The organism is Veillonella parvula (assembly GCF_018378075.1).
GTDB classification, from domain to species: Bacteria; Bacillota; Negativicutes; order Veillonellales; family Veillonellaceae; genus Veillonella; species Veillonella parvula_K.
This window is the reverse complement of sequence record NZ_JAGZYE010000001.1, coordinates 144,104-160,535: the sequence shown is the minus strand read 5'-3', so window position 1 is coordinate 160,535 and position 16,432 is coordinate 144,104. Positions and strand designations below refer to the sequence as shown.

Here is a 16,432-nt window from a genome sequence, read left to right as displayed (position 1 = left end):
GGGACGGCTTTTTATATACGATGTAAATGCATAGTACACTAAGTCTAATAGGTTTAAAGTACATGCCATTACAATCCTATAAAATTGTCAGTACTAAATTTTACCACATACCAATCAACTTCATCCATACAGAGCCAAGACCCATGAAGATAATTAAGTTGATTACAGATGTGAAGAAACCAAGTTTCCACCATATATTTTGAGGAACATAACCAGTATTAAAGATTACTGGAGATGGACCTGCTGCATAGTGAGTCAAAGACATACACAAGTTAGATGTGAATGCAATCATCAACAATGTCAACATAGGTGGGGCACCTGCAGAAATAGCGATTGCAGAGAATGCTACGAACATCGCAGAAATATGTGCTGTTAAGGATGCAAATACATAGTGAGCATATGTATTAACAAGAACAGCTACAACAAAGGCAATTACCCAAGAGCCTTCTGGAATATAACCACCCACTTGAACTGTAGCCCATTTGATAAAGCCCAATTTGGAAAGGAATCCGGCAAAGCCCATCAATGTACCCATCCAAACCAATGTATCCCAAGCACCCTTTTCACTCTTAACATCGTCCCAAATTAGAACGCCTGTAGCAAGTAAAATAGAAATACCTAAGAATGCAACAGTTGTAGCATCAAGTTTTGTAAATTGAGACGTAGCCCACAATACTAATGCTAAAATAAATACGCCAAGCATTACCCATTCTTGGAAAGAAATCTTGCCAAGACCTTTTAACTCTTCACGAATCATTTGTTGAGCTTCACGAGCATCTTTGATTTCCGGTGGATATACTTTATAAATGAAATACGGCATAATAATCAATGCAATAATACCAGGTACGATAGCTGCCATAGCCCAGTCGCCCCATGTAATACCAATACCAAAAGATTGAAGCGCTAATGCTGCAACCAATGTATTACCAGCCATGGATGTTTGGAACATCGCAGATGTAATCGTATTTACTTGGTAAATTGATTGCATCAAGAAAGAACCAATTTTACGAGGTCCATCTTGTGGTTCAGAACCGAAAGCTTTTGCTAAGCTAGTTGTAATTGGCATGATTACACCGCCTACACGAGCTGTGTTAGATGGTGTTGCGGGAGCTAAAATCAAATCAGACAAAGCCAATGCATAGGCCAAACGCAAGGAGCTACTACCAAAAGCAGAAATCAAATTATAAGCAATACGTTTCCCCAAACCAGTTTTAATAAAGCCACGAGAGAATAAGAAAGCACCTACAATTAGCCAGATTGCAGAGTTAGCAAAACCTGAAATACCTTCACTAATCTTTAATGTGCCTGTCAATGCAGCAACAGTAATAACAACGATAGATACGCCACCAATCGGTAACGGCTGAGTAATGAAGCCTACGATAGTAGCTACAAAGATTGCAAATAAATGCCATGACTGAGGAGTTAATCCCTCTGGAGTTGGAACAAACCACAGACCTAAACCAAAGGCTGCTGGAATGATCCAGTTCAATAGTTTTTTCATACACATACGTCCTACATAGGAAAACATTAAAATTAAACCAATATATGCCAATACACCCTATAGTATCATGTTAAGAAAAATAAAAATCTATACTAACTATGTTCAGCATATCTGTAGTAAGAGAATTAAAGATATAATTCTATCTTCCTACCATAAATATAACATAATTCACCATAAAAAGATGTGATAAAAAGCTGTGCATTTATAAATACACAGCTTTCATCATCATATGAATCCTATTCAGGTAGAGATACGTCCTCTAAATTTGTTTTTTCGATAGACTCAATATCACCTTTATCGCAAAGGTTTGCAATAGTTGGGTCAATTGGTAAACGGTTCAACAATAATAGACCGTATTTTTGAAGGATTTCTTCGATGTGGCTTTCACCAAAAATTTGATAATCCTTACCGTTATCTGGGCAATGGAAGTAAGAGTAGTTTTCCACCACACCAATAATAGGCACTTGCATTAAATCAGCCATTTTAACTGCTTTTTCAACAATCATGGATACCAAGTCTTGAGGAGATGTAACGATAATAATACCGTCCAATTTCAAGGATTGATATACAGTAATCGCTACGTCACCTGTTCCCGGTGGCATATCAACAAATAAATAATCGATGTCTTTCCAAATAACATCTGTATAAAATTGTTTTACTACATTACCTAAAATAGGACCACGCCATAAAACAGGATCTGTATCGTTTTCCAAAAGGAGGTTAACAGACATAACGTCAATACCGCCTTTAGATTTTACAGGATACATACCGATTTCGTCAGCATATGCCTTTTCCTTAATGCCAAACATCTTAGGAATAGAAGGACCTGTAATATCCGCATCGAGGATACCTACTTTGTAACCTTTACGCGCCATTGTAATGGCCATCAAGCTGGTAACGGAGGATTTACCTACGCCACCTTTGCCAGATACTACACCAATTACATGTTTAACAGAACTAAGCTCGTGTAATTGAGCTGTAAGATCTTGAGGTTGTTGAGACGCGCCACCACCGCAACCAGAAGATTGAGATGGGCATCCGCCACAATCACTGCTGCTACCGCAACCCATAGTAAACACCTACTTTCTTTGAGGCTATACCTCACATCTATATTAAAAACTTTTTTATATGGTAAACACAATGTATCTACGCCTACATTGTATCACGTTATATCAAAAATTATCAATATATTACTCACCACAAAATTCTTTAGTTAACCCGCCGAGAATTTCCATCCCCTTTGTAATTTCCTCTACTGTTGGTACCGTATAGCTCAAACGAAATGCATGACCTGCTCCTGCTCCATCTGCTGCAAAGGCACCACATTTAATAATCCCAACATTGCGGTCCATACAAGTTTCAAAGAATACATCACAATCTACATCCTCAGGCATCGTCATCCATGCAAACATACCACCTGTAGGTTGTGTCAAATGAACTTTAGAACTCGCATACTTTTTAAAAGCGTTAAGTAAAGCTTCACATTTCATTTTATATACTTTTCGTACATTATCTAAATGAGCATCGTAATCAATGGTATCAAGAACCTTCGCTACCACCTTTTGAGTTACTAATGGCATTTGACCGGCCGTATTATTTTTTAATGCTTGGATAGCTTCAATAATTTTAGCTGGACCAAATAAGAAGCCGACACGCAAGCCTGCAGATAATGTTTTAGAATAAGAACCTGCATACAGAACACGATCTTCTGTGTCGAAGGATTTGAACGTTGGAATGTATTCTCCGGCAAAACGAATTTCACCATATGGATCATCTTCATAGATAAATAAATCATATTTAGATGCAATAGCATAAATCTCCTTACGGCGCTCTAAAGGCATAGTAATGCCTGTTGGATTTTGGAAGTTAGGAATTAGATAAATATATTTACCTTTACCAGATCGAGCCGCTTTTTCTAACTCACCTGGAATCATACCATACTCATCAGTTTTAATACCTATTGCTTTACCGCCCATGTTTCGCACAGAGTTAATAGCACTGGTGAAAGTAAATTCATCCATGTACACTTCATCGCCTGGTTCTATAACTGTGATTGGTACAAGACCTAATAATTGACCTGCACCATTGGAAATAATGAGACCTTGTCCTTCCGGATTCATCTTATGAGTTTGTACTAAACGTTCTAATGTAAGTTCTGCTAAATGTGCATCACCTTGCATTGGACCATATTGTAAAAGACTCATAGGATTAGAATGCACAACTTCATCAAAAGCCTTTTCGATGATCTCGACAGGAATTGCTTCTGGCGCAGGATTACCAATACCAAAGCTAATAAAGCCTTCCACACCTACACCACGTTCAAATACTTCACGAATAAAATTAGGACCTTTCAAGGTTACACGTTCAGGAAAAGAAAAGCTCATACTATCGCCTCTTTCATATATACTATGTAGAAAACACTTCTAAGTAGAAAATATTACTAACATCAAGAATTAAGAATATTACATTATTAAAACGTAAGCAGCCTATAGTTAATTAGTTATTTTGTAATGCCTTACCTAATTAGACTTTATATTACGCATTAGGATCATGCTCTTGTTCCGCATTTTTCTTATTAATATAGTTCTTATATACTTTCCAAAGAATGAAGTATACAACACCTGCAACAAGAACAATAATTCCTAATCGTCCCATATTTTCTTGGAAATTTACAATATCTGTACCAATAGCTACCTCTAAAGCCGTAGATGGAAATTTACCAATCAAGTTTGCCAATATATAATCTCTAGGTTTGATTTTACTAATGGCCCCTAAGGCGGTAATGACCCCAGATGGAAAATACGGTAAGGATCGTGCAAATAACATGACCACAAAACCATTTTTACCGGAAAAATCATCTACTTTCATCAATACCGTACTCTTAGCAATCAACTTGTCCGCTGTATCACGTAAGAAGTAACGCATAATATAAAAGCTAATGACTACACCAATTGTTTCAGCCAACCAAGAAATAATGATCCCTGGCCACATACCAAATACTAAACCATTAGCTGTAGATATGAAAATTGACGGTAAAAAGCCTACGGCGTTAACAAAAATATCGAGGACCATACTCACCAACATGGCCATAGGGCCAAAACTTTGAATATACTCCGCTACCTCTTCCATAGAGCCACTTGTTGCTAAGTGCCACATGGTCGGATAAAATGTAGGATCTACAATATTTATAATAATTAATAAAACAATAAAACCTATGCCTGCTATTAACTGTACCCAACCTTCACCAGAAGGTTTTAAATTTCTTTTACTCATATATACCTCGTATAAAAAAGACTAGCTTCATTATATCACGTATTCTATAGAACAGTTATAACTAGTTACATTTCTTTAATTTTAATCTGAATAGCTTTTTTAATATATTTAAAATTGATAACCGATATAGCATTAGAGGTGTATACATATATCTATAAAATATGTATCATTACATTAGCATAAAAATTATCGAAAGATGTATAATACTATTATAACGAGAATTTTCTTAATGAAAGAAGGTATAATATGGTATCAGCAGGTCAAACAGCTACGGCTACTGTAACAGTTACAGAATCTAATATTGCTAAAACAATGAAATCTGGTTCTTTAGATGTCTTTGCCACACCAGCCATGTGCGCTTTAATGGAAGAAGCGGCTCAAGCAGCAGTACAACCATACTTAGAAGAAGGTGAAGGCACTGTAGGTATTGCTTTATCCATCACCCATGAAGCCCCTACTCCACTTGGTGCAACAGTAACGGCTAAAGCTACAGTTAGCGCCGTAGAAGGACGTAAAATAACCTTTGATATTGAAGCATCTGATGGTGTTGGTATCATTGGTCGAGGAACTCATGAGCGATTTGTTATTAACAACGAAAAATTTATGGCTAAGGTGCATAGTAGAGCAAACGCTAACTAAATATAGCTAGAATATTTATCAATCAAAATCATTAGTTTACTAATATCTTTAGCAGAATAAAAAACGGCATCTATCATACGGTAGATGCCGTTTTTATATACTTTCATGTTTGCATAATTAAATCATATTTGCATAGTTAAATAATTAGCAAATTTTAACTACCCAGCCTTCAGGAGCTTCGATTTCACCATGTTGAATGCCAAGTAATGTGTCATATAATTTTTTAGTGATAGGACCCATATCATCCATGCCAGCAGGAACATTAATAGTGCCTTCTGGAGTATCGATTTGACCTACTGGAGAAATAACAGCCGCTGTACCACAAAGACCAATTTCAGCAAAGTCTTTTAATTCATCTTTATGAACAGGACGATGTTCTACAGTCATACCAAGGTAGTGTTCTGCTACATACATCAAAGAACGACGTGTAATGGATGGCAAGATACTATCAGATTTAGGTGTAACTAATTTACCATCTTTAGTAATAAAGATGAAGTTAGCACCACCAGTTTCTTCTACATGTGTACGAGTAGCCGCATCAAGATACATATTTTCTGCATAGCCTTCATTATGAGCATCAGTGATAGCATACAAACTCATAGCATAATTCAAACCAGCTTTAATATGGCCAGTACCATGAGGAGCTGCACGATCAAAATCAGTAATACGAATTTTGATTGGTTTAGCACCACCTTTAAAGTAAGGGCCTACTGGTGTTGTAAACACACGGAATTGATATTCATCAGCAGGTTTTACACCGATAACGGAGTTTGTACCCATCATGTAAGGACGAATATAAAGGCTTGCACCATGACCATATGGAGGAACAAAGTCTTTATTTGCTTTTACAACTTCTTTTACAGCTTCGAGGAAACGACCTTCAGGTAATGTAGGCATTACAAGGCGTTCACAGGATTGATTCAAACGTTCTGCATTCAAATCTGGACGGAAGCATACGATGTGACCATCTTTTGTATAGTATGCTTTCAAACCTTCAAAAACAGTTTGAGCGTATTGGAATACACCAGCACATTCATTAAGGACAACGTTAGCATCAGTAATTAGACCACCTTCGTCCCATTTACCATCTTTATATGTAGTCAAATAACGGTAGTCGGTTTCTACATAACCAAAACCGAGATTATCCCAATCGATATTCTTGCTCATAACAATAACCTCCATTTATATTGATATACACTTAATCTTATCACTATCATCTTGTATTTTCAATAGATTCTATAGAGATGATAAATTATATATACAGATATAGTATCTATTAAGATATATCATCTATATATAGGTAACATATTAATAGATATGTATATTATCAAATAGGCCCCTAGCTATACTATCGTTGAATATAAAAATTGTTTTTTACAGTATAGCTACCGCCCTATTTATATTATAATAATTTCAGATATACATTATCTTATTTTACTAGAGGTCCCTATTATGAACGAAGATAAAAATTTTTTAATTCCTAATCCTAAAAGTATCATTTGTATCGGCCTTAACTATGCTGATCATATTGCTGAAACTAGTCTAGCTACACATGATTTTCCAGAAATCTTTATGAAAACATCAAATGCTCTTGCAGGTAATCATGATACAATTACTATTGAAGACGAAACTTTCCATTACGATTATGAAGGAGAATTAGTTATCATCATCGGTAAATCTGGTAAAAACATATCTCCTGAAAAGGCAATGGAACATATCTTAGGCTATACCATTGGTAACGACGTATCTGCCCGTACATTACAGTTTAGAGGTTCTCAATGGATCCTTGGCAAATCGTTTGATCACTTTGCTCCTATTGGTCCTAATATTGTATCTCCTGATGATTTTGACTTTGAAAGTGCTACTATTACGACAACAGTAAATGGTGAAATACGTCAACAAGCAAAGCTAGAACAAATGATTTTTAAGCCTTATAACATTATTGCCTTCTTATCAACATATATGACACTCCAAGAAGGTGACATTATCTTTACAGGTACGCCTAGTGGTGTAGTATTAGGTAAGAATGAAAGTAAGTATTCTTGGTTAAAACCAGGAGATATTGTTACAGTTTCCATAAGCAGTATTGGTACCTTAGAGAACAAATTTATTTAAAATAAGTACATTGTTAAAGTATTGTATTTGCTCGTATTCTAATTATTACGATATCTATTTACATTACAACTAAATATATCTAAACGCAAAAAAAGATTACTTCTATATATGTCTAACTATACATAGAAGTAATCTCTTTTATTATTATCTATGTTTTATATTTACTATTACTTTATTTATGCTCCGACTCTAGGTCTAGCATATATTTCTTGCGTTCAATGCCCCCTGCATAGCCTGTTAACTGTCCATTACTGCCAATAACACGGTGACAAGGAACGATGATAGAAATCGGATTGTGCCCTACGGCACCCCCTACGGCTTGAGCAGACATCTTTTCTTTACCTTGTTTTGTAGCAATCTTTTTACCAATATCTCCATAAGTCGTAGTCTCCCCATAGGGAATTGTCTGTAATATAGACCAAACAGATTTACGGAACTCTGTACCCTCTAGCTCAATTGGTGGTGTAACAAAAGGCTTTTTACCAGAGAAATATTGATCTAGCCACATAATAGTCACCTCAAAAGGACCTGTTTTTTGTTCTATATAATCTGCATCATCATACGTAGGTGCGTGACTTTCATCAACAAAAAACAAATCTGTTAAGTATGATAATGTACCAAGCATAACCATAGTTCCTAATGGGCTTTCATAGGTGTATTTATAATTCATAGTACATTAACTCCTTCTTAAGATAACAAATCATTCAATACCTTTTGTATGTCATTATTAAATGATACTGTATTTTGCTGAATATCAAATGGAATCGATTGTTTTTCAATATTAACTGGTACATATAGTGTGTCTATATTGTCATGTGCCATCCGCATAAATGGATATTTGATAATCATCGGCGTATTATAGCCAACACCAAGTTCTAACAATACAGTTTTCTTATCTTTATAATTCTCTATAAAACTTGCATATTGTTTTTGAGCCGCATACCAACCTTCGTCTTGCACAAAGGCACCGTCGACCCGTAAATTCATCGTCATTAGTTCGCCACATCTAGGACAGTGAGGAATTAATTCTGTGGGAATTTTCATATCCTTTTGTTCTTTCACCATACGACGCACTTGTTCTTCATTATCATAAGTCTTTTGATGACATGGCTTAGAGCATTGCCACAAGCCATAATCACCTTGCATGTAATAAAATCTATTTTTATCCACTCCAGCAAATTGCATTTGATGATCTACATTAGTGGTAATCACAAAGTAATTCTTATTTTGTAACAACTCCATCAACCGAATATAAGGTTCACCTGCTGAAATATCATAGCGATTATAGTAGATATGACGGCTCCACCATGCCCAATATTCTTCCATGCTTTCAAATGAATAGAATCCACCAGAATACATATCTGTAATACCATACTTTTTGTGAAAGTCATCAAAGTATTTATGAAAACGCTCACCACTATAGGTCAGACCCGCTGCAGTAGACATACCTGCCCCGATACCAACGAGTACCGCATCAGCAGTATTCAAAAATTCTTTTACACGTTCTATATTATCCCAATAATTTGTTGTAGATGTCATAATCTATATCCTTAAATACGTTAAATACCACTTGGATTTTACTATTTGTTTCTTTTAAATACCTACGTACCGTATCGATAGCAATTTGGGCCGCCAATTCATTAGGAAATCTAAACTCACCTGTAGAAATGCAGCAAAATGCAATGGACTTCAAACTATAAGCATTAGCTAGCTCCAAGCAAGATCTATAGCACGATGACAATTGTTCTTTTTCTAAGTCTGTAACAGTATCATAAACAATAGGCCCTACCGTATGGATAACATGACTGGCAGGTAAATTAAAACCATAGGTCATACGAGCTACACCTGTCTTTTCAGGCATATCCATATACTCAGTCATCCTAGCACAGGCCATACGTAACTCAATACCAGCAAAAGTATGAATGGCATTATCAATACATTTGTGATTCGGTAGAAAACAACCGAGAAACTGCTCATTAGCTGCATTGACTATAGCCTTTACCGCTAGACGCGTTATATCACCTTGCCACAAATAAATTTGTGGTTCTCGTTCTTCCATATCATTAATCGTAACGATGCCTTTTTCATGAGCCAATGTATTTAAATATTCATCCTCTACCTTCATCCACTCAGCGGGCATGGCTCCTGCAGGACGAATATTACATAGTGCTCTAAATAGAGTAAATTGTTCTTCTTCATTTACTGGAATATCTATATGTTCGTTATGTTTCTCTTTATATTCTGCTACTAATCCCTCTAAAATATAACGTAATCGTTCTTGCTGTGTCATATATAACTCCTGAATAGAATTAACTAGATTATAACCTATTATATAGCAAAAAACTGCTAGCACTTAATATGCTAGCAGTAACTTTACTGATTAGTATTGTATCAAAAACTAAGGTCTTACAAAAGCTTGTCCACCATGGTTAACGAGGATATCCCCATCTAATACTTTAGTAGTAACCCCTTGTAGACTGCCTTGGATTTGGCTCATCATAAAGCGATAGCCTGGACTGTTCAAGTGTTTAGTAAGGGCTTCCTGATCGCTATAGATCTGAATGACGTACCAGCGATTTTTTGCGTTTCTTTCACGAAGCACATAACCAGCTTTATAACCCGCATCATCTCGAACGGCACGTTCCATATCTAGTTGATATTGTCGTTGTACCGTATCGATTTCATTGCTATCAACAGTAAACTCAGTTAAGGTCACTACTGCCTTACCATCATTTACAATGGATAATGCTTCTTTCTTTTCAAATAAAAGTACAGACTGCACATCGTACATCTTACGATTTGTTAATTTAGAACCGACTTCATTAACAAATGTTTGATAATGGTCAGATTTGCGATGTGTTTCAATAGCAGCTAAATCTTTATAGATTTCAACTACATAAGACTCCGAAGGATTACCTTTTACATGCGCCACATTCATGGACAATGTATTAGGTTCTTTTTCCATAGATGCTGTCAGATTAGCTACACCTGCACTATTATAAGTGCCTTGTAACTCTACAGGTACTTCGAAACGATACATACCTACGCTAGGTGCTGTATCTACAGATTGATCCCGTTCCATAACAAGAGCTGCAAAAGATGTACTTACACCTAATACGGCAATAGCAGATGTTAGTACAATACGTTTTAATAAATTTTTATTCATATATACTCCTTTACATATATCTTGATAACTTCTCGGCAAACAAACCAATACGCTTATAAGTTAACAACTCACATACTCTTGATGTAAATTGTCCAAATCTACGGTAAAAGAAATTAAAAGTTAGATATGCTGGTATTGTACTGATAGTTTTAGGCAAGCGACGAAATATATTTTTTATGGAATATAACTCTTTATAGATCCAAAGATAGCCTTTTTCTAATTCTTCTTTAGACATACCTAACGGTGATACAACTACGTGAGACGTATTATATTTTGATAAATCATAATCAAAAATTCTATTTTGAGCTTCCATTCTCTTGTAGAATTCAGTACCTGGGTATGGTGTGACAATATGTGATGTAATTGTATCAATTTTCTGGCTAATAATCCAATCTAACGTATTTTTAAAAGTCTCTGGTGTATCTCCATCTAAGCCAAATACAAAGCTAGCATTAACCATAATACCACGCTTATGTAATTCGTTAATAAGTCGTTCAAACTCTTCACGATTATTCTGCATTTTATGAACGCTAGATAAAGATTGAGGGCTGATACTTTCAAAACCAATAAATAAACTCTGACAACCAGTTTCTTTCATTAAATCCATCAATTCAGGGTGTTGCCCTATTTTCATAGTAACCGCTGCATTCCAGTTTAACTTCAAAGGTTTAATACGTTCTAAAAACTGTTTAGTCCAAGAAATATTACCAATAAAATTATCATCAATAAACATAATATGTTTTGTACCTAATCGTTTGATATCTCCCAACACATCCTCTATATTGCGATTAATATATTGGTGTGTTCCAGAGCTATTATAGCAAAAATCGCACTTATGAGGACAACTTCTACTAGTAGAAACAACGTTATACCATAAGTAATCGGTCTTATCTATCAAGTCATATGCAGGTGATGCAATATCATCTCCAGATTCTAAAGGCGCAGAAACATATTGAGATTGCAACCGACCATGTTTAGCATCTTCTATAATTTGAGGCCATGTATTTTCTGCGAAACCTATACAAAGACTATCAAATGCCTCCTTAGGTACGGTATCGAATGCTGTCGTAATATGTATACCACCAGCAATCACCTTAGCCCCTTTCTTTCTATATATAGCTGCAATTTCAATTGCTCTAGGCAATACATCAACAGTCACCGCAATACCTACTAAATCAGGTACATCATTAAAATCTAGTTCTCTAATATTTTCATTTTCAATTGTGACCTCACACTCATGCCGAATAATATTAGCCACAGTTAATAACCCTAAATGTGGGGACATACGTATTTTTAAATCTGTATCCATAGGACGCTTCAACATACGTGGTTGAATCAATTTAACTTTCATATAAAACCTCTTATATAACAAATGCTTTTACATTATTATAAAAGATTATGAGTCCTTTTGCATATAAAAACATCCTATCTATTAAAACTATATTGAGTAATATTAGTTCCAACAAATAGGATGTTAAGCTTATATTGTTATATATTCAATAGTTGTACCATGCTCTTCAATAAGTTTAACTAGTTCTTTGCCTTGAAGCCACACAGTCGCATCATTTTGGTTCGGATGTATGCCGATTACATTATTTTCGTAGTCCGCATCAATATAATAATGGACCTTACGGTCCTCATCATGGAGCAAGCAAAATGGAGATACGTGACCTGGTTTAATCTTCAATATATCCCATAGTTCTTCTTCAGAACCAAAGGAAATTTTTTTAAGTTTGTGGTCCTTACGAAATTGTTTTAAATCTACACGCTTTGATCCACGAACAGTAATTAAATAGTAATGCTCTCGTTTATGATCTCGTATAAATAAATTCTTCGCATCCCAATCAGGATATGGCAACTGCACATTTGGCTTATCGTCCATACTAAATAATGGTGCGTGATCTGTAATTTCAAAATCGATATGATGGTCACGCAAACAATCATATACGCCTTGTTTATCTAACATGTAATACCTCTAATACATCGGTTATTCTTTGTGAAAGTAACTAGCATAATGAAAGTATCTATTATATCTAGCTAAATATATCTCCAAAATTAGTTTGGAATCGTATAGGTTCCATCAAATACAAATAAATGAGGGTTCTCATGTACAAATACATCTTCAAAGATACCATCATATGTATATACTGCATCATCTTTTTCATCGAGAAAATCAAAGAATTCTGGATTATTCTCAGATTGTTGTAATAAGTACCATCGTTCCGCTCTATCAAATGGTACAGTACCACCAAAGAAATCTAGTACTGATTGGAAATTATCTGCCAACTCTTTCATATTGAATAGACGCAACCCCACTAAAGTATCTTCCCATACGATACCTGTAGAGTTATAGAAAAACTGGTGATGACCACCATTATTGACCTCAGCAAAATACCAACATATTGCATTAAGATATCGTTGCTCTAATGTAAACTCTTTAGATGTTTCTATATAATCATCATAAGAGCCATAAATATTTATGGTCCAATATGCAGGTTCATTAATAGTCCACATATCATCAGTTTCTTTAATTTCTTCAACAGTTATAGTCCGATGCTGAGATACACCTCTCCTATTCTTCTGTTTTTCGGCTACGTATTTACTATAAGCAGAACACAATTCTGGGTAATCAGACTCACACCTTTCAAAATCTATCTGCATATAACACATATCAATAATCTCAAAAAAATATCCTGTTATATTATTTCGATTCTCACTAACAGCTAGGCGTATACCATTATCTACAAGTGCTAGCATATGTTGCATATTATTGGATGTATAAACCTCATGATTATTAGAAACAATAGCGCCATAGGAGTAAGCACAGCGATAATACCACACAGCATCTCTATACTCTTCATCTATAGAGTTTAATACCTTGATAGCTTCTTCCGGTTTATCATTATTGTTATACGCTCTACCAAGCTCACCTAATAAAGGTACAGGTAGATTCTCGATGCCCACACCAGTTAATGTCTCAATAATCAGCTCCTCTTGTCCTATATCATTAAGATCTTTAATAGTTTGTAATTGCGCCTCTTCAGAAAAAGATAAAAAACGTTCAACACTTAACGACATACAATACGCATCCCTTCATCCCAATTAATATGTATATGAAATCATTCTAAAGTAGTAATATTAACCAACACACAAAACAATAAACTTTACTTAATGGTGATTGATTTATAAGATGGGTTATTTACTTAGCTGCCACAACATACATAAAAGACAGGGATACCATCTTCATTATCGATGAGGCCATGTCCCTCGCACTCATGTCCCTCGTATTCTATGCCTTCATAGAATATATGATCGCCTAATTCTTTATTGGCCATTAAATTTTGTAACTTAAAGGTAAGTTCTTCTCCCGTAAAATATTTACCATTATCAGCAGTAATATGGGCCATGATTTCTACTTGCCACATGTTATCTTCTTTTTCTTCTTCTAGTAACTCTTCACCGTTTAAACGTTCATTATTATGAAGCTGATTTTCACTTTCTATCCATGCTTCATAAGTCACTAAAATTTCAGGCTCTTCTAATAGCGCTAATGCACTTTCCTTAGCGCCATACTCAGCATACTCCTCTAATATTTGATTAAACTCTTTAGAAAAATTCTCTTTAGTATATGATTTTTTATTGAATACCCAATGCACTGCACTGTAAGAAGGATAGTTATCCTCTGATATTTCAAGTTGCTCTGCGTCAAGTTTATTAATTTCAGCATTTTGGCTCTTATTAACGAACGTTTTAATCGTTTCAAAAATCATAGGATAATCCTTTTCATACTCACTTGGCTTTATAAAAGATAAAATATATTCTACCACTTCACAGCACCAGCTCAATTGTTTTTCTAAGTGTGCTTCTTTTGTCTTTTTCATAGCAGTTTCAATTAACTGTAAAGCTTGCTGCACATGTTCAGAATGATAACTTTCACCATGTGCTAAAGAGGCATGCGCATAACCCTTACGATAATACCAAGACCAATCACGGTAAGACTCATCAATACGTTCAAATAACTCAACAGCCTCTGCTGCACGGTCATTATTGTTGTAGATACGTCCTAAGGTACTTAACAATATAGGAGATAAATTATCGATGCCTATATTAGTTAAAAGTTCCATAGCACGATCAATATCTAGGTCCTCTTGTTCATTAATAAGTTTTACCTTATCCTCATCACTTAACGCTTGAAACTCTTCATCCGTAATGTCTTCTATGCTTATATATAATTGCTTAATAAAATCCCCAAAACTATCTGCTAAAAGAGTGATAGAGTAATCCCCTTCTTGGTCTACTCGGACTACCTTAGGCTCATCTGTAGGACCACACTCACGATAATCGAGAAAAATCATATCGTGACCGCCAGAAATCGTATCCGCCACCACGACACCAATAGGAGGATATTCCCATTTAGACATCCAAAATTCGTTGCCAAATTCTCCAAAAATAGATTTCTTTTTATCTCTATCAATGCCATATATGCCTGTCACATATACACACTCACCATCATTATTAATAAAGCAGTTCTTATTCAATACACCGCCATTATGATTGTTAAGTAATTCAATATATGCTGCAGGTAATGTATAGCCTAGCTCAGTTTCAGCATCTTTAATATCCTTATCGGTAACAGGTTTACCTATATAGGATTCAAATGCATAATCAACATCGTTCCAAAATCCGGTCCAATCAAAGTCTTTTAGATTACTCATAATACTCGCTCCTAGTTAATAGATTATTTTAACCAAATGGTTTCTCATCACTGTAATATTCTTTAATTAAAGCTTTTACCCTGCGTCGTATCAAAATGGTATCAACCATATAGGAAAAAATGATATAAGGAGATACATTTATAATCGCTATAGGGGCTAAAATAAGTGCTACTCTCAATAAGTCAAGGGAATATGCATACCATTTAAAATCAATGGTATTTAAAATTGGTGTGACATAGTCAAAGACTTTTATCTCCCATTGCATTAAGGAGTTTAATTCTTCACTAGTTCCTAATAGCCAAACAAAACTTACAGCAAAGATCAGACAATATAATATACCAACTGGAATCAATATCTTCGCTCTCTTTTTTAATAGCTCACGGCAAATCGCATCTTCTTCCTCTGGTGTTACATCATATACCATATTGTATTGAATCTGAATCCGTCTAAATCGATAGCGAATATACTTATATAAGAGGTTATTCGGTCTGTATAACATGATATGCTCCACATATACGTCATAATGGGGAAAACATTAAGAATATATCAGCCATCTACGGCAAAATAATACAAATCTTGGATTAGTCATTTTCAATATCCTTTACTAGCTTTCCGTATTATGTCTTAAATCTAACACGATTTCCCAGCTATCTAATGCTGGAACCTTATGATGTGCAATAAAATCTTCTATTATCTGTAATACCTCTTGATGGCCCAATTCATTTTTACCATATATGATAGCGCCCTGCTCGCCATCATTAGTTACACTAAGTTCTATATGTAATAAATCAGTATCTTCATCACAGCAAACTTGTACAAAGTTATACTGTTTATTATCTATTGAGATTTTATTTGATGGGGATACAATCACAAAATCTTGCTCTTGATCCTGAATAGCATATAGATTTTGCTCAACTTCATTCAGTGTAATACCTTCATATTTATAGGTACCTATATCAATTGACCAATTTGTATATGTTTTCTCAAATGAATCTGTCGTCATATGTATCGCCTCTCCTTTAC

General features: G+C 35.1%; 17 protein-coding genes. 2 read left to right on the top strand and 15 right to left on the bottom strand.

The features are described from left to right. Positions 1-100: 100 nt before the first annotated feature. From KH286_RS00735 to KH286_RS00720, 4 genes are all read right to left on the bottom strand, one after another. Complete coding sequence (locus tag KH286_RS00735) at positions 101-1,501, bottom strand: anion permease (protein ID WP_008600725.1); 1,401 nt, start codon at positions 1,499-1,501, stop codon at positions 101-103. A 236-nt stretch (positions 1,502-1,737) separates the two neighbouring features. Beyond that, positions 1,738-2,571 carry an Mrp/NBP35 family ATP-binding protein gene (locus KH286_RS00730; protein WP_004697392.1) on the bottom strand — a complete coding sequence of 278 codons (834 nt, stop codon included), beginning with the start codon at positions 2,569-2,571 and terminating at the stop codon, positions 1,738-1,740. Positions 2,572-2,691: 120 nt separating this feature from the next. Continuing rightward, positions 2,692-3,885 (bottom strand): PLP-dependent aminotransferase family protein, encoded by a 1,194-nt coding sequence (locus KH286_RS00725; protein WP_278617515.1) that lies wholly within the window; start codon positions 3,883-3,885, stop codon positions 2,692-2,694. A gap of 151 nt (positions 3,886-4,036) precedes the next feature. Next, complete coding sequence (locus tag KH286_RS00720) at positions 4,037-4,774, bottom strand: TVP38/TMEM64 family protein (protein ID WP_004692970.1); 738 nt, start codon at positions 4,772-4,774, stop codon at positions 4,037-4,039. Positions 4,775-5,020: 246 nt separating this feature from the next. Here KH286_RS00720 and KH286_RS00715 point away from each other — a divergent pair, with 246 nt between their 5' ends. Beyond that, complete coding sequence (locus tag KH286_RS00715; protein ID WP_008713760.1) at positions 5,021-5,413, top strand: thioesterase family protein; 393 nt, start codon at positions 5,021-5,023, stop codon at positions 5,411-5,413. Between the two features lie 144 nt (positions 5,414-5,557). Here the strand turns inward: KH286_RS00715 and KH286_RS00710 are convergent, their stop codons facing one another. After that, positions 5,558-6,580, bottom strand: a complete 1,023-nt coding sequence (locus KH286_RS00710) for a branched-chain amino acid aminotransferase (protein ID WP_004697304.1) — start codon at positions 6,578-6,580, stop codon at positions 5,558-5,560. A gap of 285 nt (positions 6,581-6,865) precedes the next feature. On the opposite strand from KH286_RS00710, the gene KH286_RS00705 reads away from it, so the two are divergent. Further along, positions 6,866-7,528, top strand: a complete 663-nt coding sequence (locus tag KH286_RS00705; RefSeq protein WP_278617514.1) for a fumarylacetoacetate hydrolase family protein — start codon at positions 6,866-6,868, stop codon at positions 7,526-7,528. A 172-nt stretch (positions 7,529-7,700) separates the two neighbouring features. Here the strand turns inward: KH286_RS00705 and KH286_RS00700 are convergent, their stop codons facing one another. The 10 genes from KH286_RS00700 to KH286_RS00655 all read right to left on the bottom strand — a co-directional run bounded on the left by KH286_RS00700 (position 7,701) and on the right by KH286_RS00655 (position 16,412). Then, entirely contained in the window at positions 7,701-8,198 is a 498-nt protein-coding gene (locus tag KH286_RS00700) for a methylated-DNA--[protein]-cysteine S-methyltransferase (protein ID WP_155086262.1), read from the bottom strand. 17 nt (positions 8,199-8,215) lie between these two features. Next, positions 8,216-9,067, bottom strand: a complete 852-nt coding sequence (locus tag KH286_RS00695; protein ID WP_278617513.1) for an SIR2 family NAD-dependent protein deacylase — start codon at positions 9,065-9,067, stop codon at positions 8,216-8,218. Next, positions 9,039-9,818 (bottom strand): protein-ADP-ribose hydrolase, encoded by a 780-nt coding sequence (locus KH286_RS00690; protein WP_058948462.1) that lies wholly within the window; start codon positions 9,816-9,818, stop codon positions 9,039-9,041. Before KH286_RS00690 ends, KH286_RS00695 begins: the two co-directional genes overlap by 29 nt. Before the next feature lie 108 nt (positions 9,819-9,926). Continuing rightward, on the bottom strand, positions 9,927-10,694 hold the full coding sequence (locus tag KH286_RS00685) for a putative quinol monooxygenase (RefSeq protein WP_058948461.1): 768 nt from the start codon (positions 10,692-10,694) through the stop codon (positions 9,927-9,929). A 10-nt stretch (positions 10,695-10,704) separates the two neighbouring features. Continuing rightward, positions 10,705-12,045, bottom strand: a complete 1,341-nt coding sequence (locus KH286_RS00680; protein ID WP_058948460.1) for a B12-binding domain-containing radical SAM protein — start codon at positions 12,043-12,045, stop codon at positions 10,705-10,707. A 129-nt stretch (positions 12,046-12,174) separates the two neighbouring features. Next, positions 12,175-12,660 carry a prolyl-tRNA synthetase associated domain-containing protein gene (locus tag KH286_RS00675; protein WP_058948459.1) on the bottom strand — a complete coding sequence of 162 codons (486 nt, stop codon included), beginning with the start codon at positions 12,658-12,660 and terminating at the stop codon, positions 12,175-12,177. 89 nt (positions 12,661-12,749) lie between these two features. Then, entirely contained in the window at positions 12,750-13,772 is a 1,023-nt protein-coding gene (locus tag KH286_RS00670) for a DMP19 family protein (protein WP_024062155.1), read from the bottom strand. Positions 13,773-13,897: 125 nt separating this feature from the next. Then, on the bottom strand, positions 13,898-15,409 hold the full coding sequence (locus tag KH286_RS00665) for an SMI1/KNR4 family protein (protein WP_058948458.1): 1,512 nt from the start codon (positions 15,407-15,409) through the stop codon (positions 13,898-13,900). Positions 15,410-15,437: 28 nt separating this feature from the next. Continuing rightward, positions 15,438-15,908, bottom strand: coding sequence for a hypothetical protein (locus tag KH286_RS00660; RefSeq protein WP_024062119.1), 471 nt, complete (start codon positions 15,906-15,908; stop codon positions 15,438-15,440). A gap of 105 nt (positions 15,909-16,013) precedes the next feature. Continuing rightward, positions 16,014-16,412 (bottom strand): hypothetical protein, encoded by a 399-nt coding sequence (locus KH286_RS00655; protein ID WP_024062120.1) that lies wholly within the window; start codon positions 16,410-16,412, stop codon positions 16,014-16,016. Positions 16,413-16,432 lie beyond the last annotated feature (20 nt).